The following is a 20,029-nucleotide window of genomic DNA, read 5'->3' on the forward strand; positions in this document are numbered from 1 at the left end:
CTGAGCCGGTAATCACACCGGCTCGGTCGCCTGCACCAGCCATTGCTGCACCTTGTCATCCTCGATCAGCGGCATGAGCTTCTCGCGCGTCGCGGCGTGATAGCCGTTCAGCCAGTCACGCTCCTCCGCCGTCAGAAGCTCCGGCAGGACAAGGCGGCGATCGATCGGGCACCATGTGAGCGTCTCAAACGACAGCATCGGGATGTCGCCGCCCTCGATGTCCGTCGCTTCCTTCACATAGATCAGGTTCTCGATGCGGATGCCGTAATGGCCGGGACGATAATAGCCGGGCTCATTCGAGAGGATCATCCCAGGCAGGAGCTCCTGCGTCGACAGCCGGGCGATCCGCTGCGGCCCCTCGTGCACGGAGAGATAGGAACCGACGCCGTGGCCGGTCCCGTGGGCATAATCGCCGCCGGCCTTCCACAAGGCGATCCGCGCAAGCGGATCGAGATCGCAGCCGCGCGTGCCTTTGGGGAAGCGCGCGATGCTGATCGCGATCATCCCCTTCAGAACAAGGGTGAAGAAGCGCTTGCGGTCTTCCGGAACATCGCCAATCGCGACAGTCCGGGTGATGTCGGTGGTGCCGTTGATATATTGGGCGCCGGAATCGATCAGGAAGAGTTCACCTTCGTTCAGTGGCCTGTCCGTCTCCGTCGTCACCCGGTAATGAATGACCGCGGCGTCTGGCCCCGCCCCGGAGATGGTATCGAAGGAAATGTCCTTGAGCGGGCTCTGCATCTGCTCACCCACCTTCACGCGGGCAGCCTCCAGCGCCCGGACCGTCTCGATCTCGGTCACGCTGCCCGCTTGCTGCCCGTCGAGCCAGCAGAGGAACTGGACGACGGCGGCCCCGTCCTGCAGATGCGCCTTCGCCGAGCCTTCCAGTTCGGCAGCGTTCTTGCAGGCACGCGGCAAGCGCGCGGGATCGGTTGCCTCGACGACGCTTCCGCCAGCCTTCTCGATCGCGATGCTGAGAGCCAGCGGAGCGAGATCGGCATCGAGCATGATCGGTCCGCGCCTCGCCCAATCCTCGAGCCGGGCAGGAAAGTCCGCGGGCGGCAGTTGTTCGGCGAGTTGGGCAAGGTAGGCGCGGGCCTCGATACCGGTCTTGCGCTCGTCGAGAAAGAGCAGCGGCCTGCCCTCGGCCGGCACAATGGCCCGTGCCAGCGGATGAGGGGTATGCGGCACGTCGCTGCCGCGGATGTTGAAGAGCCACGCGACCGAAGACGGATCCGTGATGATGACGGCGGCGGCGCCCTTCTCCTTCACCTGCGCGGCAATCATGGGGATCTTTTCGGCTGCAAGCGTGCCAGCATGTTCATGCCTCTGGATCATCACCGCGCCCATGGGTTCGGCCGGACGCTCCGTCCAGATTGCGTCGAGGGGGTTGGACGGGACGAAGACCAGCGACCCGCCGATCTCGTCAAGCGCCTTGCTCAGCTTGCGCACTTCCGCAGCCGTATGCAGCCATGGGTCCACACCGAGACGGAACCCCTTAGCGGCGTTGGCCTTCAGCCAGGCATGCGGCGGCTCGTTGACGAGGTCGCCGCCGGAAAAGACGCTGCCGTCCACCTGCTCCTTGAGCTGCGTGATATAACGCCCGTCGACGAAGATCACCGCCTGCGAACGCATCACGAGTGCGACACCGGCCGACCCGGTAAAGCCGGTAAGCCAGGAAAGCCGCTCGGCCGACGCCGGCACGTACTCACCCTGGTATTCGTCGGCGCGAGGCACCAGAAACCCGTCAATCCCGAGGCCGTCGAAATGGCTGCGCAAGGCGCTCACGCGCTCGCGGCCGGACTGGGGGGGGGACCTGCTGTCGAAGGACTGGAACATGAAAGCTTTCCGGGAGGAGTGATTCAAAGGGTACGCGATACTAGCGGGGCGCAGCTCGCACCGCCAGAGCGGGAGAACGTCCGCCGATCTATTGTGCATCTGCTAACTGTATGTGGACGGCGATTGCACAGGCCATGCACCCAGCGCATAACACCGTTGATGGGAAGCCCCTCACTGCACCGCACAATCCGGACTATATTCCACTCATCGAACGGGCAATGAACAGCGCCCGCGATGAAAGGATATATAAAATGGCCAACTCAATCTTCCGCACTGCCTTCGAACGCGTGGTCGCAGCGCGCGAGCGTCAGGCCAGCCGCTACGTCAACAACGTTCTCATGAACCTGGACGACCAGACCCTGAAGGGCATGGGAACCAGCCGCGAAGAACTCCGCCGCAAGGGCGGATCGGGTTTCGTATTCTGATTTAAAACCCTGGCGGTCTTTCCTCCTCCCTCCCCCGCCAGGCCTTCGGAATATGGACCAACCCGCTAGAGCCGCTCCTCCCCGGCTCGCGGGCTAGATCAGGAATAACCTGATCGCGAAGGCGGTGCCCTATGGCGCCGCCTTTTTCTTATCCCTCTTCTCCGGATCGACTCCTGCAGCACGCGCAATGCTGCATCGCAACAACTATTGTCCCTGCCGCAGGTGGATCGTTACCCAGCCGTTGCGCCAGAGCGTATGCACATGCCGAAGATGAACGGCGTTATAGGCAGCAAGAACCTTCCAGCGCTGCTCGGCCAGAATCCCCGACAGGATCACCGATCCACCGGATGCGACGTTGGCTGCAAGTTGCGGCGCCATGCGCATCAGCGGCCGGGCAAGAATATTGGCGGTGATAAGGTCGAAAGGTCCCTCTTGCCTGAAGGCGGGCGAATGGAAGCCTGGCGCCGTCACAAGCCGCAGTCCAGACACGATCCCGTTGCGCCGGACGTTCTCCTGAGCCACCCGAACCGCGACCGGGTCGATATCAGTGGCAAGAATGGGGATGTTGCGGATCTTCCTAAGGCCGATCGCGAGCACGCCGCTGCCGGTACCGAGATCGAGCGCGTTGCGGATCGGGCGGGCCCGGGCGACCGCATCGATCATCTCCAGGCAGCCGGCGGTCGTCCCGTGATGCCCGGTCCCGAAGGCTTGGCCGGCATCAATCTCGATCGATACATCGTTGGGACGGACCTTGTCGCGGTCATGCGAGCCGTGAACCAGAAAGCGCCCTGCCCGAACCGGCTTCAGCCCCTCGAGCGATTTCGCGATCCAGTCGACATCGGGGATTACCTCCCTCTCGATCAGGGCTTGGGGGAAGGCTGGCGCGAGACCATCCGACATGCGCTGCCGGACCTCTTCCTCCTCGTCCGCCATCAGGTAGACCGAGGCTTCCCAGAGATCCCGCTTCTCGTCGACCTCGGTGGTCCCGAGCGCGTAGTCCTCCTCGCCGAAGATGTCCGTGAATATATCGAGGATGCGCTCGGCATCCTTTTCGGTGGTGCTGACGTAGAGGCGGATCTCGCTCAAGATTGCGCTTTCGGATGGTTGCGGATGCGGGACGGATGCCACAAAGGCACCGCCCCTTCAACTGCAATGCGCTCGATCAGCCGCTGATCAGGTTTTCGAGTTTCTTCACGGCAGTCTCAGAGTTTTCGCCGTAGGAGATGGTCCCGACGAAGCGGCCCTCCTCATCGAGAAGGAAGACCGAGGCCGTATGGTCCATCGTGTAGTCGCCGGTCGGATCCTTCTCGTCGAGAGGCACCTTGTTGAAGTAGACCTTGAAGCCCTTTGCCATTTCGATGACCTTTTCCGGCGGGCCGGAGATCCCGACGATGCGGTCGGTCACGTTCGATATGTACTGCCCGAGCATTTCGGGCGGGTCGCGCTCCGGATCGACCGTCACGAAATAGCCGGCGAGCTTCGTACCGTCTGGGTCGACCTGCTGCATCCAGCCGTTCAGTTCATAGAGCGTGGTCGGGCAGACCTCCGGGCAGTGGGTGAAGCCGAAGAAGAGAGCGGTCGGCTTCTTACGGAAGGCTTCTTCGGTGATTGGCTGCCCATCCTGGGCCACGAGCTGGAACGGCACGCCAAAAGGACCTTCGGCAATCTGCTCCTTGCTTCGTGTCACCTCGAATGTCAGCCATGCGAGGACGCCGCCAAGCAGGATTACGGCGGCCCAGAGGATGATGCGCAGCGTTTTCATGTCTTTCTCTCTTCATGCCATCTGCGGCAAAGCCCACCCTCGATAGGCGAAAGGCCCCGCGCTCGCAAATCAATAGCGGATCGCGTCACCGTGCGCGCTGATTTGTCTCAAACAGGGAGAGGTTCAGAGACAACCGGAAAGGCCGTTCTCGCTGAGGGTTATCAACATATCCGACCCGTAACGCATCCAGCCGTAGAACGCCCCGCCACTGACCGCGACACCAACCAGTATCGTGAGTGCGACGAGAGGCAGACGATGCGATGCGGGCAAAACCATGTCCATACGGCGATCTTACTCAAAATCTTTCTGTGCTGGAAGGGGCCTGAAGGCCGCACGGTTTTAGCAGAAGCTTAATAATTGAGGGGCATGCTTGCGGCGCGAAGGTGGATTCCGACAGCGTCCCGCGGCTACTCGAACCGGACGCAGGCGAGCCATGCCGACATGATGTCATCGAGGTCATTCTCGAACTCCGCATCGATATCCAGACAATCCATGGCAGCCTGAATGGCAGCGTCCGCGGCATAAGTCGCGAGCCCCTTGGCAGGTGGGAGAAAAGAATGAGCAACGCCATCAAGCAATCGGGAGCCTATCTCGAAATCGTCTCCTTCCATCTTGGAGATCAGGAATTCTGCATCGACATCATGGCGATCCGCGAAATCCGCGGCTGGGCGCCGGTTACGCCGATGCCTCATACGCCCCCTTATGTGCTGGGCCTCATCAACCTGCGCGGCGCCGTCATTCCCGTGATCGACATGGCCTGCCGCCTCGGCATGAAGATGACCGAGCCATCCGAACGCTCCGCGATCATCGTGACTGACATCGCGGGCAAGCTGGTCGGTCTTCTCGTCGAGCAGGTCTCGGACATGATGACCATCCGCTCCGAAGATCTCCAGCCGGCGCCGGAAATCATCCCGGAAGCCCAGCGCGCCTTCTGCCGCGGCATCGTGGCGCTGGAGAAGACGATGGTCTGCTTCCTCAACCTCGACACCGTAATCGCCGACGAACTGACTCGCGAAGCGGCCTGATCCCACGGCTCATCTCCGGTAATCTACAACCCGGAGATGACGCTTTCGTTATCTGCCCGTGATGGGTTTGCCTGATTCGCCTGGAACGATCTCGGCCGCCCAGTGTTGCCCTAGTGTCCCAACGGACAGCGAATTGTTCGGCTAAGCCAAGGCTTGTCGATCGGAAATCCACTAGGGAGAACAAACATGAAAAACGCCGTAACACTTGCTCTCGCCGCAGCCCTTTCCACCGCGTCGCTCGGCGGAATTGCATTCGCGCAGACTACCACTGGCTCCACAAGCGCATCCACCATGAGCGATGATGTTCGCATCGTCCGCATCGACGAGAACTCCGATAGCGACGACGCCAATAACCCGATTCCTGAGATGTTCCGCAACCCGACAGCAGACATGACGGCAGATGCCAAGGCTCAGGTTCAGGCAGACGCTGAGATCATGGCGGAACTGCAGGAAAACAGCATTGAACTTGACAATGTGCTGGCGATCGACACGGCAGCCAACGGCGGCAAAATCGTCTACGTGAAGTAAGCCGCCTCGTAAAGGACGAAACACGGAAGAGCCCGCCGACGCGGGCTCTTTCCGCGTTCCGGCCCGAGCTTGACTTTGCGGATATCGCGATGCCTCTATGGTTGGGGGAGATGGATGCACGAGTATGCGATAGCATCCTGACAGGAGGATCGATGAGCCGGGCCCAATCGGAAGTGATCGTCGTGGGCGCCGGCCTGGCGGGACTGGTGGCTGCGACGGAACTGGCTAATGCCGGCCGTTCCGTGACCATTGTCGACCAGGAGCCTGAGCAGAATCTCGGAGCCCAGGCCTTCTGGTCGCTGGGCGGTCTGTTCCTAGTCGATTCCCCCGAACAGCGCCGCATGGGTATCCGTGACAGTTACGAGCTCGCGCGCGGGGACTGGCTCGGATCCGCCGGCTTCGACCGTCCCGAAGACTACTGGCCCCGTGCCTGGGCCGAAGCCTATCTCGCCTTCGCCGCAGGCGAGAAGCGGGGCTGGTTGAGGGCCATGGGCCACCGCCTCTTCCCCGTCGTCGGCTGGGCCGAGCGCGGGGGCTGGTCGGCTACCTCACATGGAAATTCCGTCCCGCGTTTTCACATCACCTGGGGCACGGGCCCCGGCGTTGTCGAACCCTTTGAGAAGCGTGGCCGCGAGGCAGAGAGGGATGGCAGGATCCGCTTCCTATGGCGGCATCGGGTCGACCGGCTGATCGTAACCAACGGTGCAGTGACGGGCATCGCGGGGACGATACTCGAGCCCAGCGCAGCGTTGCGCGGGGCGGAAAGTTCTCGAACATCTGTGGGCGATTTCGAACTTCACGCACAGGCCGTGATCGTCGCGTCCGGCGGGATCGGCGGCGACCATGACCTCGTGCGCAGGGATTGGCCCGCCCGCCTCGGCCCGGCGCCGAAGTTCATGGTCTCCGGCGTGCCGAAGCACGTCGACGGACGGATGCTGGCGATCACGGAATCGGCCGGCGGGCGCATCATCAACCGCGACCGCATGTGGCACTACACGGAAGGTCTGCGCAACTGGAACCCTGTCTGGCAAAACCACGGTATCCGCATCCTGCCTGGTCCCTCCTCCATATGGCTTGACGCCACAGGCAAGCGCCTGCCGGCACCGTTTTTCCCGGGGTATGACACGCTCGGGACACTGCAGCACATTCTCTCCACGGGCTACGACTATTCCTGGTTCATCCTCAACCAGTCGATCATCCGCAAGGAATTTGCCCTCTCAGGTTCAGAACAGAATCCTGATCTCACCGGCCGCGACTGGCGGCTGACAGCCCGCCGCGCCGTCGGCCGTCGCGCGACGGGGCCGGTCGAGGCGTTCAAGGAGAATGGCGAGGATTTCGTCGTTGCGAATAGTCTCGATGAACTGGTGCGCGGCATGAACCGCATCGCCGGTAATGATCTGCTCAAGCTGGGAGGGATAGAGCGGCAGATCGTGGCGCGCGATCTTCAGATGACCAATCCCTACGGGAAGGACTTGCAGGTGATCGGCATCCAGAACGCCCGGCGGTCAATGGGCGACAAGCTGATCCGCACGGCACGGCCGCATCGCATCCTCGACCCGGCCCACGGCCCGTTGATCGCCGTGAAGCTCAACATCCTGACCCGCAAGACGCTCGGCGGGCTGGAGACAGATCTCTCGGCACGCGTTCTCGGCAATGACGGACAGCCGGTGCCAGGACTCTATGCCGTGGGCGAAGCGGCGGGCTTCGGAGGCGGAGGCATGCATGGCTACCGCGCGCTTGAAGGCACTTTCCTCGGCGGCTGTCTTTTTTCAGGTCGCGTCGCCGGACGCGCCGCGGCCGCAGCAATCGCGTGAGCGACTATGGCTTGCCGTTGGTCCAGTTCACTTCCTGCCCGTAAAGCGGCACGGTGGAGATGGCCATCTTGGCCGAGCCTTCGATAACCTGCCGCGAATGGGCGAGGTAGACCAGGGTATCGTTCGCCTTGTCATAGATGCGCTTGACCAGCAGGTCCTTCCAGATCAGCGAACGGCCCTGGCGGAAGACCTCTTCTCCTCCGCGCGAAAGGTCGATATCGCCGATCTCGATTGGTCCGGTCTGGCGGCAGGCGATTGAGCTGTTGGACGGATCCTCGAACCAGTTGCCCTGCTTCAGCCGGTCGATGATCGAGCGGTCGAAATAGGTGACATGGCAGGTCACACCCTTCACTTCCGGATCGGCGACCGCCTCTATGATGATGTCGTTGCCGATCCAGTCGACCCCTACCTTGCCGACGACTTCGGCAGAGGCAGCCGCCGCAAACAGACCAGCGGCCAGTGCCGCAGCAGAGACAAGCAAGGCAGGTCGTTTCATCATCGGGCACTCCGGTAAACCATCCGTGATCACAGATAAGCGCGACGGCGCAGGTTACAAGCGGAAGCAGCCGATCTACTTCAGCCGGCAGGTGCAGGGTGCATAACCACCGTCAAAGAGGCGGCCGACCTTCATGCCAATCAATGCCGGAATGTCGGGGATGTGTGACACCCCCAGCGAGTTTCCGATTGCGATCGCCGCACGTGCGCAGACATGGGCATCCTCGGCGGCATTGTGGTGCGCAAACTTCAACCCGAGATGAGCCGCCAGCACGTTGAGCCGGTGGGAGCCGAGATGCGGCCAGACCTTCTGGGACATCTTGACGCTACAGACATAGGAGAGTTCCGGATAGCCGCGGCGATAGAGATCGAGGCAAGCGCGCCAGACGCTGAAATCGAAGGCCGCGTTGTGCGCGATCATCGTCGCGCCGCGGAAATCCTCCTCGAACTCTTCCATCACCTCCGGAAACTCCGGCGCGTCTTCGACATGCTCCGGGCGGATGCCGTGGATGGCGATGTTGAAAGAGGAAAAGCGCATGTCCTGCGGGCGGATCAGCCGCTCCTCGACGCGCACGACCTCCCCATTCTCGATCCAGGCGAGCCCGACGGAGCAGGCACTGCCGCGCGTTTCGTTGGCGGTTTCAAAGTCGATGGCAATGGTTTTCAAGGTCGGCCCTAATTCTGCTGCCCAAGCCTTAGCGCAAGCGACCCTGATTCGGCAAAAGCGAGATCATCCCCCGATCAGCGCCAGCCATTCGTCCTCGTCCATGACCTCCACACCGAGCTCCCTCGCCTTGTCGAGCTTGGAGCCGGCACCCGGCCCTGCGACGACGTAATCGGTCTTCTTGGAAACGGAACCGGCCACCTTTGCACCGAGGCTTTCAGCGCGCGCCTTGGCTTCGTCTCGCGTGAACTTCTCCAGACTGCCGGTGAAGACTACCGTCTTGCCGGCGACGGGACTGTCAGCGGTGGAAACCTGTTCGGCGGCCTGAGGCGTCACCTCCTGCAGCAGACGTCCGATCACGTCGCGATTGCGCGGCTCTTTGAAGAACTCGACCATCGCCCGCGCCACCACTTCGCCGATCCCCTCGATATTGTTCAGGTTCTCCCAAGCCTCCCCCGTCAGATCGGCCGCCTCCTGCATCGCTTCCGAGAAAGCGTCATAGGTCCCGTAGGAGCGCGCCAAGAGCTTTGCGGTCGTCTCCCCCACATGGCGGATACCGAGTGCGTAAATGAAGCGGTGGAGCGCAATGGATCGCCGCTCGTCGATGGCGTCGAAGAGCTTGCGGACGCTCACCCTTCCGAAGCCCTCGATGTTCTCAAGCTTCGTGAGTGGCGACGCCTCCTGCCGCCTCCTCAATGTGAATATATCCGGAGCGGTCTTGATCGAAAACGCCGGATCGTCCGCCTCGAAGAAGAAGTCGATCTGCTTTGATCCCAACCCCTCGATGTCGAAGGCATTGCGTGACACAAAGTGTTTCAGATGCTCGGTCGCCTGTGCGCGGCAGACGAAGCCGCCGGTGCAACGAGTAACGGAATCGAGCTTGCCGGTCTTTCCGTTCTTCTCCCGCACCGCATGGCTGCCGCAGACCGGGCATTTCTTCGGAAACTCGTAAGGCACGGCATCCGCCGGGCGCTTTTCCATCAAGACATCGAGGACCTGCGGGATGACGTCCCCTGCCCGCTGCACGATCACGGTATCGCCGATGCGGATGTCATGCTCGTCCTCGCGGATGCGCTCACCGGAATTGCCGATGCCCTTGATGTAGTCCTCGTTGTGCAGCGTGGCATTTGTGACGACGACGCCGCCGACGGTCACGGGGGTCAGGCGCGCGACCGGCGTCAGCGCTCCGGTACGTCCGACCTGGATGTCGATCCGTTCCACCCGGGTGAACGCCTGCTCAGCCGGGAATTTGTGCGCGGTCGCCCAGCGTGGGCTACGCGAGCGGAAGCCGAGCCGCTGCTGCAGGTCGAGCCGGTCTACCTTGTAGACGACGCCGTCGATCTCGTAATCGAGGTCGGGCCGCTTCAGGCCGATTTCCGTGTAGTGGGCGATGATCTCCTCGACCGAATTCAGCCGCTTCATCAGCGGATTGACGGGGAACCCCCATTCCCGGAACTTCTCCACCATTCCCATTTGGGTGTCGGCCGGCATGTCGGAAATCTCGCCCCAGGCATAGGCGAAGAAGCGAAGGTTGCGGCTCGCGGTCACCTTTGCATCGAGCTGGCGCAGCGAGCCGGCGGCCGTGTTCCGCGGGTTGACATAGGTCTGCTTGCCCTCGGCCGCCATCCTCTCGTTGAGCGCCAGGAAATCGCTTTTCGTCATGTAGACTTCGCCGCGCACTTCCACGACGGACGGCACGCCGTCCGGGAGCTGGTTCGGGATTTCCTTGATCGTCAAGATGTTGGCAGTGACGTTCTCCCCCGTCGTGCCGTCGCCGCGGGTAGCGGCATTGGCGAGCCGGCCGTTCTCGTAGCGGATCGACATGGACAGTCCGTCGATCTTCGGTTCCGCGGTGAAGGCGATTGAACCGTCCGGGAGCTTGCCGAGGAAGCGGTAGACGGAGTTGATGAAGTCGCGTACGTCCTCGTCGGAAAACGTGTTGTCGAGCGACAGCATGGGGCGCGAATGGGTGATGGGCGCGAAGGTCGGGAGCGGCGCGGCACCGACCCGTAGCGACGGGCTGTCGGCCCGACGAAGCTGGGGAAACCGCTTCTCGACCGCATCATTGCGCCGCTTCAGCGCGTCATATTCCGCGTCCGAGATCTCTGGTGCATCATGACTGTGGTAGAGTTCGTCGTGCCGGGCGATCTCGGAGGCAAGGAAAGCAAGCTCCGCTGCCGCCTGTTCTTCGCTCAGTGAATCAACCGGTATTTGCGCGTCAGCCATGAAAGTCACTCCGAGATGGAGTCGCTTTTTTAGTGCAATTCCGGAGGATGGGAAGAGACCGGTTTCAGCCGCCGCCTGCCAGCAGACGCGCTGCAGCCGCGCGGGCCTCGTCGGTCACCGATGCACCAGCGAGCATGCGGGCAATCTCTTCCGTCCGGTGCTCCTGCGCCATGGTCGCGACCCGCGTGGCGATCTTCTCCGAGCCTTCGCCCGCGGGACCTTTGGAGATGAGCAGATGTGTTGCCGCACGCGCCGCCACCTGGGGCGCGTGAGTGACCGAGAGCACCTGCACTGTCGCCGACAACCGCTTCAGCCGCTGGCCGATCGCATCCGCGACGGCACCGCCCACTCCGGTATCGATCTCGTCGAAGACCAGCGTTGGGGCCGAACCGCGATCCGCCAGCGCGACCTTCAGCGCCAGCAGGAAGCGGGAAAGCTCACCGCCGGACGCGACCTTCATGATCGGACCCGGACGCGTACCCGGATTGGTCTGGACGTGAAATTCGATAGTGTCGATGCCCTCCGCGGTCGCTGCCTGCGGATCGGCCGTCATCTCGACCATGAAACAGGCCCGTTCCAATTTGAGAGCGGGGAGTTCTTCCATCACCGCTCTCGCCAGCGTCTGGGCGCCCTGCCGGCGCTTCTCCGACAGCGTCAGTGCCGCGGAATCGAAGGCAGCCTTCGCGGCGGCGGCCTGCTTTTCCAGCTGGCCGAGCTTCTCTTCACCGGCATCGAGATCGGCAAGATCGGCAACCATCTTCTCTGCAAGTGCTGGCAGGTCCGCGACGGCAACGGAATACTTTCGTCCCGCGGCCCTCAGCGCAAACAGTCGCTCCTCGACGCGCTCCAGTTCGCGGGGATCGAACTCCGTCTTTCTGAGCGCCGCCTCGACCTCCATCTGGGCGTTGGAGAGGCTGTTCAGGGCAGCATCCAGGAGTTCGACGGTTTCCTCCAGCAGGCCCGGCGCTTCGTGGCTCTTGCGCTCCAGCCGCCGCACCATGGAAGCGATCAAGGGCACGGGCGAGGCATTGCCGTTGAGGAACTCGGAGGCTTCGGAAATGTCGCCGGCGATTCGCTCGGCCTTCTGCATCTGCGAGCGCTGCTCCGCCAGTTCCTCTTCCTCGCCATCGCGGGGACTTAGCACTTCGAGCTCCTCGACGGATGCGCGAATGTAATCCGCCTCCCGCGCCGCCGCCTCGACATTGGCCCGATGCGCCTTGAAGGCGCGCTCGGCCTCCTTCCAAGTGCGATAGAGCCCCCCGACCTGCTTCACCTCATCGGCCAGGCCGGAAAACGCATCGAGCAAGTCGCGATGGGTGTTGGTGTCGGTCAGCGCCCGGTCGTCGTGCTGGCCATGAATCTCCACCAGAAGCTGGCCGATCTGCCGCATCAGCTGGACACTGACCGGCTGGTCGTTGATCGCCGCGCGAGTCCGCCCATCGGCGTTCTGGATGCGCCGGAAGATGAGGTCGCCGTCGTCATCGATGCCGCTGTCGCGGAGAAGCTGTCGGACGGGATGCTGCCCGGGCACGTCGAAGACGGCCGTTACCTGCCCCTTGTCCTCGCCGTGCCGGACGAGCCCGCCATCGCCTCGCCCACCGAGAGCCAGCGACAGGCTGTCGAGCAGGATCGATTTGCCTGCACCGGTTTCGCCCGTCAGCACGGAGAGGCCGGATTCGAAGGCAAGATCCAGCCGCTCGATCAGAACGATATCGCGGATCGAAAGCTGGACGAGCACGATCAGGCCCCGATGAGCTTTGCCCCTGCGCGAGAAATCCAGGAGCCACGGTTCTCACGCGGTTCCAGACCGCCCGTCTGCAGCAGCTTGTAGGAATCGGCATACCACTGGCTGTCGGGGTAGTTTCGGCCGAGCACGGCCGCCGCCGTCTGCGCCTCCTCCACGATCCCCATCGCATAATAGGACTCGACGAGGCGTGCGAGAGCTTCCTCGATCTGGTTGGTCGTGGGATAGCGCTCCACAACGGTGCGGAAACGCTGGATTCCCGCCAGATACTCCTTCCGCTCCAGGTAATAGCGGCCGACCTGCATCTCCTTGCCCGCGAGCTGGTCTCGCGCAAAGCGGATCTTGGCCTGCGCATCCTCGACGTATTCGGAATCGGGATAGTCGTTGACGACCTTGGACATGGCATCGATGGTCTGGGCGGCTGCGCGCTGATCCTGCGTCACGTCGGCAATCTGCTTGGAATAGGAAAGGCCAACCAGATACTGGACATAGGCCGAATCCTCGGTGTTCGGATACTGCTTCAGGTAACGGTTCCCGGTTGTGATCGCATCTTCGTTGCGCCCGAGCCGGTACTTGGCAAACGTGCTCATCACGAGCGCCTTGCGACCCCAGTCCGTGAACGGATGCTGGCGGTCGATGGAGTCGAACTTGCGGCTTGCTTCTGCGATGTTGCCGGCCTTCATGTTGGCCAGGCCCTGGTTGTAGAGAACTTCAGGTGGATCGGTCTCGACGCCCAGCTTGGTGATGTCGATATCCTTGTCGGACTGACACGCGGTTACTGCGACGCCGGCGCAGGCCAGAGCCATGGACACGAAGGCTATCCTCGCCGTTCTCTTCATTCCAACAGACCTCGCATAAGTCATTCGACAGTTCCCGATCGTCCCGCGCAATGGCGCCCCTGCACCAACTGGCCTTCTAGCCTTACAAGCAGGCGCTGGGCAACGCAATGCGGGCGCATTAACGCAATTTTGTGGCAAGGTTCCCTGCCCGGAAGGACGAAGGACCGCCGCGAAAACCGCAAGTCCGGTCAAAAAGAAAGGCCGCTCACAAGGAGCGGCCAGTTGGACTGGAAGATTGGATTAAGCAAACCAGGCGGCGACTTCCGGTTCCTTAACCGGTACGAACTCGACGGCGCGAACGCGGGTGCTGCGGACCGGTGCCTCGACGATCTCATAGGCCGTGGGGTCGCTGAGCAGAGCCTTCAGGGCGTTGGCGTTCATCTTGTGGCCGCCACGATAGGAACGGTAGCAACCGATGAACTGCGCGCCCGCCAGTGCGAGGTCGCCGACGGCATCGAGCGTCTTGTGACGCACGAACTCATCACCCTCGTAGCGAAGTCCCTCGACATTGACGATCGTGTCGTCGTCCGAGATCACCACGGAATTCTCCAGCGAGGAACCGAGAGCGTAACCGGCAGCCCACAGCCGCTCGACATCGCGCATGAACCCGAAGGTACGGGCGCGGGCAAGCTCTTCCTTGAAGGAGGCGGCCGTCAGGTCGCCCTTCCAGCTCTGCCGTCCGATCAGCGGCGTGGAGAAGTCGATCTCGACTTCGAAACGCGTGCCGTCGTAAGGGCGGAACTCCGACCAGGACGCGCCCGAATCGATCCGTACCGGCTTCACCACCCTGATGTAGCGACGCTTCGCGCCGAGGTTGACGATACCGGCCTGCTCCAGCGCCTCGATGAACGGATAGGAGCTGCCGTCCATGATCGGCATCTCGCCCGCATCCACCTCGACCACGACATTGTCGATCGACAGCGCATAAAGGGCGGCCATCACATGCTCGATGGTCGCAACCCATTTCGCCGGCGAGCCGCCCAGCACGGTGCAGAGATCGGTTGGTCCGAGCTGTGCCGAAACCGCGCGGTATTCCACCGAACTGCCATCGTCCAGACTGCGGCTGAACATGATGCCGGTACCGGCCTCCGCAGGCTGGAAGGTGATGGTGACCGGAGCGCCCGAATGCACCCCGATACCCGTCATTGTGACGGGGGCTGCAATGGTCGTCTGGAAACCGAGGAGTCCGATTGTCATTCGTCTTGCTTTCTCATGCGTTAGTCCTGATCCTCGATCAAGACCTTGGCAGCAGGCGTGACCGCGATCCGCGAGTCACCTGCCTTCTTGCTGCTTTTCTACGCAGAGTGCTGGAACATTCCAAATCACTGTTCATTTCGGATTGTTACGCGGCCAAGCTTCAGAAATCATGGAGCTTTTCCGCACAGGCCCACGACAACGTGCGAAGGCCCGAAACACCGTTCCGGGCCTTCGTTCAAACTGTTGCCGCAGCCTCAGTTGTGCTGGCGGCGCAGGAAGGCAGGAATCTCCAGCTGGTCGTCCTCATGATGCATGCCGGCCTGAGGGACGGCACGTCCATGGTCGTCCAGCTGACCGCGACGCGGTGCGTAGAGATTGGCCTCTGCCGACAGCGGACGGCGCTGCTGCGGAGCCGCACTCGGTGCCGGCGCGGTCATGTCAGCCGCGACCTGCTCGTCATCTTCACGACGGCCGAGCGAATTGGTGATCCGCTTCAGGAGGCCCATCGGACCGCGCTCTTCCTGCACGTGCTGTGCCGGATGGGCGCGATGGTCCATCTCTGCCTTGACGACCGGCGGGAAGTCTTCGACCTTCGGCATGCGAACGGGCTCGGGAACCATCGCCGGCGCGACCTGCTCATGGTGCAACTGAGGCGCCATGCGGGGTGCGGGCTGGGCAGCGACCGGTGCCGGCTGTGCCGCCATCACCGGGGCGGCCGGAGCCCGAAGAACGGGAGCTTCTGCCGGCGCTGCGGCGAAGATGCGGCTCTGCGGACGGAACTCCGGCTCTGCCGGAGTAGCAACGGGCTGCTGTGCGACCGGCTGCGGAGCGGCTTGGCGCGGCATGTCAGCGATGGCCAGTTCGCGTTCCATCTCGGCTTCTGCCTGGCGGATGGTCTCGGCAATCGGATCCACAGCCTTCGGTGCCTGCGCGATCGGAGCCGGCTGCGGTGCAGCAGCGGCCGGGGCGGCGGACGGTGCGATCGCGGCCGACGGACGGATCACCGGGCGTGCGGCAGCGGCGGCCGGCCGAGTATCGGTGAAGCGGCCGTCCATCTGTGCCGCGGCACGATCGATGCCGGTTGCCACGACTGAGACGCGGATAAGTCCTTCCAAGGCCTCGTCGAAGGTCGCGCCGAGGATGATGTTGGCGTCCGGATCGACTTCCTCGCGGATGCGGGTTGCCGCCTCGTCGACTTCGAAGAGGGTGAGGTCGCGACCGCCGGTGATGGAGATCAGCAGGCCCTGCGCCCCCTTCATCGAGGTCTCGTCGAGGAGCGGGTTGGCGATCGCCGCTTCGGCGGCCTGCATGGCGCGGCCGGGGCCGGAAGCCTCGCCGGTCCCCATCATCGCACGTCCCATTTCACGCATGACCGAGCGGACGTCGGCGAAATCGAGGTTGATGAGGCCTTCCTTCACCATCAGGTCGGTGATGCAGGCGACGCCTGAATAGAGCACCTGGTCGGCCATCGCGAAGGCATCGGCGAAGGTGGTCTTGTCGTTGGCAATGCGGAAGAGGTTCTGGTTGGGGATGACGATCAGCGTGTCGACCGACTTCTGCAGTTCCTGGATGCCGGATTCGGCAAGCCGCATGCGGCGCTGGCCCTCAAAGTGGAACGGCTTGGTGACGACGCCCACGGTGAGGATGCCCTTGTTTCGGGCAGCCTGCGCCACGACCGGAGCGGCACCCGTTCCTGTCCCGCCGCCCATGCCGGCCGTGACGAAGCACATGTGGGTGCCGTTCAGGTGGTCGACGATCTCGTCCAGGCATTCTTCGGCGGCGGCGCGACCAACTTCCGGCTGGGAACCTGCACCCAGACCTTCGGTAACCTGCACACCCATCTGGATGATCCGGTCGGCCTTCGTCATCGTCAGCGCCTGCGCGTCGGTGTTGGCGACAACGAAATCGACGCCTTCCAACCCGGCGGTGATCATGTTGTTGACGGCATTGCCGCCGCCACCGCCAACGCCGAAGACGGTGATGCGGGGCTTCAGTTCAGTGATGTCCGGCTTCTGCAGCTTGATAGTCATGGGTACCGTTCCTTCTAACTCTGGCCGCATCGCCGCCGGCCGATTCATTGCTGTTCTTCATGCCGCCGCCCTGTTGGGACGGACGTCAAAAACTCTCCTTGAGCCACTGGCCCATACGAGCCAGCCGGCCATTTCCACTGCCGAGGGAGCTTATCAGCCCCCCCTGCGAAGCATGCGTCTCCATCTCGGCCACCTGCGGATAGATCATCAGCCCAACAGCCGTGGAAAATGCGGGGCCCTTGGCTGCGACTGGCAGGCCGGAAATCCCCATCGGGCGCCCGATCCGCACGTTGCGAGCCAGGATCCGGCGCGCCGTCTCCGGCAGCCCCGTCAGCTGGCTGGCACCACCCGTCAGGACGACGCGCTTGCCGACGATCGGGCTGAAGCCGGACTTCTCGATCCGGTCGCGGATCAATTCCAGAGTTTCCTCGATGCGGGCCCGGACGATCCGGGTGACCAGCGAGCGGGGTACCTGCGTCGGCAGGTCCCGATCATCCTCGCCGATCGGTGGGATGGAGATCATGTCGCGTTCATCCGCCCCGTTGGCGAGCGCAGAACCGTGGACGACCTTCAGGCGCTCGGCATCCTCGATACGGGTGGAAAGCCCCCGTGCAAGATCGGTCGTGACGTGGTGGCCGCCGAGGCTGATCGCATCGGTGTGAACCAGCTTGCCTTCTGCGAAGACAGAAATGGTCGTCGTACCGCCACCCATGTCGATCGCGGCGCATCCCAATTCAACCTCGTCATCGACGAGTGCTGCAAGGCCGCTGGCATAGGGCGTCGCAACCATGCCTTCGACGGATAGATGAGCGCGGTTGACGCACAGTTCCAGATTTTTGAGCGTCGCCCGTTCGGCGGAAACGACGTGCATGTCGACGCCGAGAAGATCGCCAAACATCCCGAGCGGATCGCGGATGCCGCGCTCGCCATCGAGCGAATAGCCTGTCGCTAGGGAATGAAGGATGGCGCGATCCTGCCGCTGTGACTGCTGGCTTGCCGACACCAGCACCTTGCGCAGGTCTGCCTGCTCGACCTCCTGGCCGCCAAGGTCGATCGTGGCCGTGTAGACGTCGCTTGCAAGACGACCGGCGGAGACGTTGATGATCAGGCTGTCGACGGTCAGGCCAGCCATCCGCTCGGCGGCGTCGACGGCAAGCCGCACGACGCTTTCGGCCGCATCGAGATCCGCGATCACGCCGGACTTCACGCCGCGGGAACGTTGGTGCCCGATGCCGATGATCTCGACATTATGGGTCCGACCTGGAAGCACGAGGCTCTCCTGGCGAGGCGTCAGCCGGCCGATCATGCAGACGACCTTGGTCGACCCGATGTCCAGCACTGTGACCACGTGGCTACGCTTGGAGGAAAGCGGCTTGAGGCGCGGCAGGAAGTGACCCGAACCGAAGAGGCTCATGACCGCACTCCTGCTTTCTTGAGTGCCTTGCTTCGCAGCTCCAGCACCTCGTTGCGGCGATCGAGCGCGCCCTGTGACAACTGTATGGTGGTGCGATCGTCGAGCCGCAGGTCCACCGCGGCGATGTCCCGCTCCAAGAGCCCCTGCTCCGCTTCCAGGCGCGACAGAACGGAGAGTGCATTCTGCACGCCCTGCTCCGGCAGCTTGAGGACGACGCCGTTATCGAGATGCAGATCCCAACGCCGACCAGCGACGCGGACATAGGCGCGCACCCGGTTACCTAGCTCCGGCCAGCCGGAGAGTTCCTCCACGAAGGCGGCGGCCCTCGTCTCGGCATCGCGGCCGACGAACAGCGGCAGCGAAGCGAACTTGCCGTCCCGAAGCGGCCCGATGATGGCGCCGTTCCTCTCGATCAGCGAAAGCTCGTCGCCATGCTGCCAGATGCCGAAGGCCTTGCGCTCCCTGAGCGTGACCTCGATGGTCTTCGGATAGACCTTCCGGACTTCCGCATATTCGACCCAGGGCAGATCGGAAAGCTTCTTGCGGGCAGCCTCGATATCGAGAGCGACGAGCGAGGTCGTCCCGTCCAGACCGAGGAGCTGCAGGATATCGATCTCGGAGGTCTGGTCGTTACCGGAGACGCGTACATCCTCGATCGCAAAGCCCGCCGAGGCCGTTACCGCCTGCGAAACGACAACGCCATGTCCGCCAACGGACATGCCGTAGAGACCCACAACCCCCATGAAGGCGAAGGTCGAAACCGTCCCGATATGGCGCGGAATATGAACGCGGCCGGTTGCCAGGCTGACCGCGAAGCGAACGATACGACGGAGCGGGCGCGGGAGAACCCGACGATCCTCCACCGCAGGAAAGGCACGAGATGCGCCCCCCTTGAAACCTACAGAACTCTGGCCGCTCAACGCAGACACGATGCGTCCTCCACCATCCAACGGACGAGATCACCGAACGAGAGGCCGGCATGCCCGGCCATTTCGGGCACCAGCGAAGTCGGGGTCATGCCGGGCTGGGTATTGACCTCCAGCCAGATCACCTCGCCGTCTTCGGAAACGCGGTCGTCGTAGCGGAAATCGGATCGACTCACGCCGCGGCAGCCCATCGCCTGATGCGCCTTGAGGGCCAAGGATTGGATCTTTTGGTAAACATTCGATGAAATCTGCGCAGGAAGAATATGCGTCGAACCGCCCGCTGCGTATTTCGCATCATAATCGTAGAAGGCGTTCCCCGTCGGCACAACCTCGGTGACGCCGAGCGCCGTATCGCCCATGACGCCGCAGGTCAGCTCGCGACCATGGACATAGCGCTCGACCATCACCTCGTTGCCGTAGCGCCACTCATCCGACGACAGAACTTGCGGCGGATGGGATTGGTCCGCCTTGACGATGACCACGCCGAAGGACGAACCTTCGCGTACAGGCTTCACGACATAGGGCGGCTCGATTGGGTGGCGATTACCGATATCGAAGCGACTCATCACCCGCGCCTCGGCGACCGGGATACCCGCGGCCTTGGCAACATGCTTCGCCTGCCCCTTATCCATGGCGAGCGCCGACGCGAGGACACCGGAGTGCGTGTAGGGGATCTGCAAATACTCCAGGACGCCTTGGATCGTGCCGTCCTCGCCGAAAGGACCGTGGAGGGCATTGAAAGCGACGTCCGGACGAAGATCGGAAAGAACACCGGAGACGTTGCGATCAACATCGACGCGCGTGACACGGTAGCCTTCGGCTTCGAGGGCTTGGGCGCAAGCCGCCCCGGAAGACAGGCTCACGGGCCGTTCGGAGGAAAACCCTCCCATCAGAACAGCCACATGCTTGTCACTCATCGAACGACCTCCGGAAAAAGTACGCATCCTTGCACAGCCTTGCTTGCGCCGACCTGTTCCCGATGCAATTCCGGATCCCGCCGCGCAGGTTCATACTGCCGGCATATGGTTAACAAACCGTTTACTTTCGTTAACCGAGGCGAAAAAGACGTGGAATTTCAATCGCTCCACCCCACATCGTGAA

17 protein-coding genes are annotated in these 20,029 nt (G+C 62.8%); 4 read left to right on the forward strand and 13 right to left on the reverse strand.

The window, feature by feature from the left end; translation table 11 throughout:
• Positions 1–12 precede the first annotated feature (12 nt).
• A complete protein-coding gene (locus tag NT26_RS10195; RefSeq protein ID WP_052638693.1) occupies positions 13–1,839 on the reverse strand; it encodes an aminopeptidase P family protein in 1,827 nt (608 codons plus the stop codon).
• A gap of 251 nt (positions 1,840–2,090) precedes the next feature.
• Here NT26_RS10195 and NT26_RS23005 point away from each other — a divergent pair, with 251 nt between their 5' ends.
• Positions 2,091–2,264, forward strand: coding sequence for a hypothetical protein (locus tag NT26_RS23005; protein WP_052642038.1), 174 nt, complete (start codon positions 2,091–2,093; stop codon positions 2,262–2,264).
• 204 nt (positions 2,265–2,468) lie between these two features.
• Here the strand turns inward: NT26_RS23005 and NT26_RS10205 are convergent, their stop codons facing one another.
• Together NT26_RS10205 and NT26_RS10210 are read right to left on the reverse strand one after the other, a co-directional pair.
• Positions 2,469–3,350 carry a 50S ribosomal protein L11 methyltransferase gene (locus NT26_RS10205; RefSeq protein ID WP_052638694.1) on the reverse strand — a complete coding sequence of 294 codons (882 nt, stop codon included), beginning with the start codon at positions 3,348–3,350 and terminating at the stop codon, positions 2,469–2,471.
• A gap of 76 nt (positions 3,351–3,426) precedes the next feature.
• On the reverse strand, positions 3,427–4,026 hold the full coding sequence (locus NT26_RS10210; RefSeq protein WP_052638695.1) for an SCO family protein: 600 nt from the start codon (positions 4,024–4,026) through the stop codon (positions 3,427–3,429).
• Positions 4,027–4,583: 557 nt separating this feature from the next.
• Here NT26_RS10210 and NT26_RS10215 point away from each other — a divergent pair.
• The 3 genes from NT26_RS10215 (at position 4,584) to NT26_RS10225 (ending at position 7,393) form a co-directional block, all read left to right on the forward strand.
• Complete coding sequence (locus NT26_RS10215; protein WP_052638696.1) at positions 4,584–5,051, forward strand: chemotaxis protein CheW; 468 nt, start codon at positions 4,584–4,586, stop codon at positions 5,049–5,051.
• Positions 5,052–5,237: 186 nt separating this feature from the next.
• Positions 5,238–5,579, forward strand: a complete 342-nt coding sequence (locus NT26_RS10220; protein ID WP_052638697.1) for a hypothetical protein — start codon at positions 5,238–5,240, stop codon at positions 5,577–5,579.
• A gap of 152 nt (positions 5,580–5,731) precedes the next feature.
• Complete coding sequence (locus NT26_RS10225; RefSeq protein ID WP_052638698.1) at positions 5,732–7,393, forward strand: FAD-binding dehydrogenase; 1,662 nt, start codon at positions 5,732–5,734, stop codon at positions 7,391–7,393.
• Between the two features lie 4 nt (positions 7,394–7,397).
• Here NT26_RS10225 and NT26_RS10230 read toward each other — a convergent pair whose 3' ends face one another.
• The 10 genes from NT26_RS10230 to NT26_RS10275 form a co-directional block, all read right to left on the reverse strand.
• The gene (locus tag NT26_RS10230) at positions 7,398–7,889 is read right to left on the reverse strand and encodes a CreA family protein (protein WP_052642040.1); all 492 of its coding nucleotides are present in this window, start codon (positions 7,887–7,889) and stop codon (positions 7,398–7,400) included.
• A gap of 75 nt (positions 7,890–7,964) precedes the next feature.
• The gene (locus tag NT26_RS10235) at positions 7,965–8,555 is read right to left on the reverse strand and encodes a 3'-5' exonuclease (RefSeq protein WP_052638699.1); all 591 of its coding nucleotides are present in this window, start codon (positions 8,553–8,555) and stop codon (positions 7,965–7,967) included.
• Positions 8,556–8,618: 63 nt separating this feature from the next.
• Complete coding sequence (gene ligA / locus NT26_RS10240) at positions 8,619–10,778, reverse strand: NAD-dependent DNA ligase LigA (RefSeq protein ID WP_052638700.1); 2,160 nt, start codon at positions 10,776–10,778, stop codon at positions 8,619–8,621.
• A 64-nt stretch (positions 10,779–10,842) separates the two neighbouring features.
• Positions 10,843–12,516, reverse strand: coding sequence for a DNA repair protein RecN (gene recN / locus NT26_RS10245; RefSeq protein WP_052638701.1), 1,674 nt, complete (start codon positions 12,514–12,516; stop codon positions 10,843–10,845).
• A gap of 2 nt (positions 12,517–12,518) precedes the next feature.
• Positions 12,519–13,385, reverse strand: coding sequence for an outer membrane protein assembly factor BamD (locus NT26_RS10250; RefSeq protein ID WP_052638702.1), 867 nt, complete (start codon positions 13,383–13,385; stop codon positions 12,519–12,521).
• Between the two features lie 216 nt (positions 13,386–13,601).
• Positions 13,602–14,558, reverse strand: a complete 957-nt coding sequence (gene lpxC, locus NT26_RS10255; protein ID WP_052638703.1) for a UDP-3-O-acyl-N-acetylglucosamine deacetylase — start codon at positions 14,556–14,558, stop codon at positions 13,602–13,604.
• Between the two features lie 254 nt (positions 14,559–14,812).
• Positions 14,813–16,588 (reverse strand): cell division protein FtsZ, encoded by a 1,776-nt coding sequence (gene ftsZ / locus NT26_RS10260; protein ID WP_052638704.1) that lies wholly within the window; start codon positions 16,586–16,588, stop codon positions 14,813–14,815.
• Positions 16,589–16,673: 85 nt separating this feature from the next.
• A complete protein-coding gene (gene ftsA / locus NT26_RS10265) occupies positions 16,674–18,002 on the reverse strand; it encodes a cell division protein FtsA (protein ID WP_052638705.1) in 1,329 nt (442 codons plus the stop codon).
• Complete coding sequence (locus NT26_RS10270; protein ID WP_052638706.1) at positions 17,999–18,922, reverse strand: cell division protein FtsQ/DivIB; 924 nt, start codon at positions 18,920–18,922, stop codon at positions 17,999–18,001. Before NT26_RS10270 ends, ftsA begins: the two co-directional genes overlap by 4 nt.
• The gene (locus NT26_RS10275; RefSeq protein WP_052638707.1) at positions 18,919–19,845 is read right to left on the reverse strand and encodes a D-alanine--D-alanine ligase; all 927 of its coding nucleotides are present in this window, start codon (positions 19,843–19,845) and stop codon (positions 18,919–18,921) included. Before NT26_RS10275 ends, NT26_RS10270 begins: the two co-directional genes overlap by 4 nt.
• Positions 19,846–20,029: the final 184 nt, after the last annotated feature.

This window comes from Pseudorhizobium banfieldiae, assembly GCF_000967425.1.
Lineage (GTDB): Bacteria > Pseudomonadota > Alphaproteobacteria > Rhizobiales > Rhizobiaceae > Neorhizobium > Neorhizobium banfieldiae.

Coding starts and splice junctions, on each gene's coding strand:
- NT26_RS10195 (WP_052638693.1), bottom strand. CDS start 1,839: ATGTTCCAGTCCTTCGACAGCAGGTCCCCCCCCCAGTCCGGCCGCGAG.
- NT26_RS23005 (WP_052642038.1), top strand. CDS start 2,091: ATGGCCAACTCAATCTTCCGCACTGCCTTCGAACGCGTGGTCGCAGCG.
- NT26_RS10210 (WP_052638695.1), bottom strand. CDS start 4,026: ATGAAAACGCTGCGCATCATCCTCTGGGCCGCCGTAATCCTGCTTGGC.
- NT26_RS10215 (WP_052638696.1), top strand. CDS start 4,584: ATGAGCAACGCCATCAAGCAATCGGGAGCCTATCTCGAAATCGTCTCC.
- NT26_RS10220 (WP_052638697.1), top strand. CDS start 5,238: ATGAAAAACGCCGTAACACTTGCTCTCGCCGCAGCCCTTTCCACCGCG.
- NT26_RS10225 (WP_052638698.1), top strand. CDS start 5,732: ATGAGCCGGGCCCAATCGGAAGTGATCGTCGTGGGCGCCGGCCTGGCG.
- NT26_RS10230 (WP_052642040.1), bottom strand. CDS start 7,889: ATGAAACGACCTGCCTTGCTTGTCTCTGCTGCGGCACTGGCCGCTGGT.
- ligA (WP_052638700.1), bottom strand. CDS start 10,778: ATGGCTGACGCGCAAATACCGGTTGATTCACTGAGCGAAGAACAGGCG.
- NT26_RS10250 (WP_052638702.1), bottom strand. CDS start 13,385: ATGACTTATGCGAGGTCTGTTGGAATGAAGAGAACGGCGAGGATAGCC.
- lpxC (WP_052638703.1), bottom strand. CDS start 14,558: ATGACAATCGGACTCCTCGGTTTCCAGACGACCATTGCAGCCCCCGTC.
- ftsZ (WP_052638704.1), bottom strand. CDS start 16,588: ATGACTATCAAGCTGCAGAAGCCGGACATCACTGAACTGAAGCCCCGC.
- ftsA (WP_052638705.1), bottom strand. CDS start 18,002: ATGAGCCTCTTCGGTTCGGGTCACTTCCTGCCGCGCCTCAAGCCGCTT.
- NT26_RS10275 (WP_052638707.1), bottom strand. CDS start 19,845: ATGAGTGACAAGCATGTGGCTGTTCTGATGGGAGGGTTTTCCTCCGAA.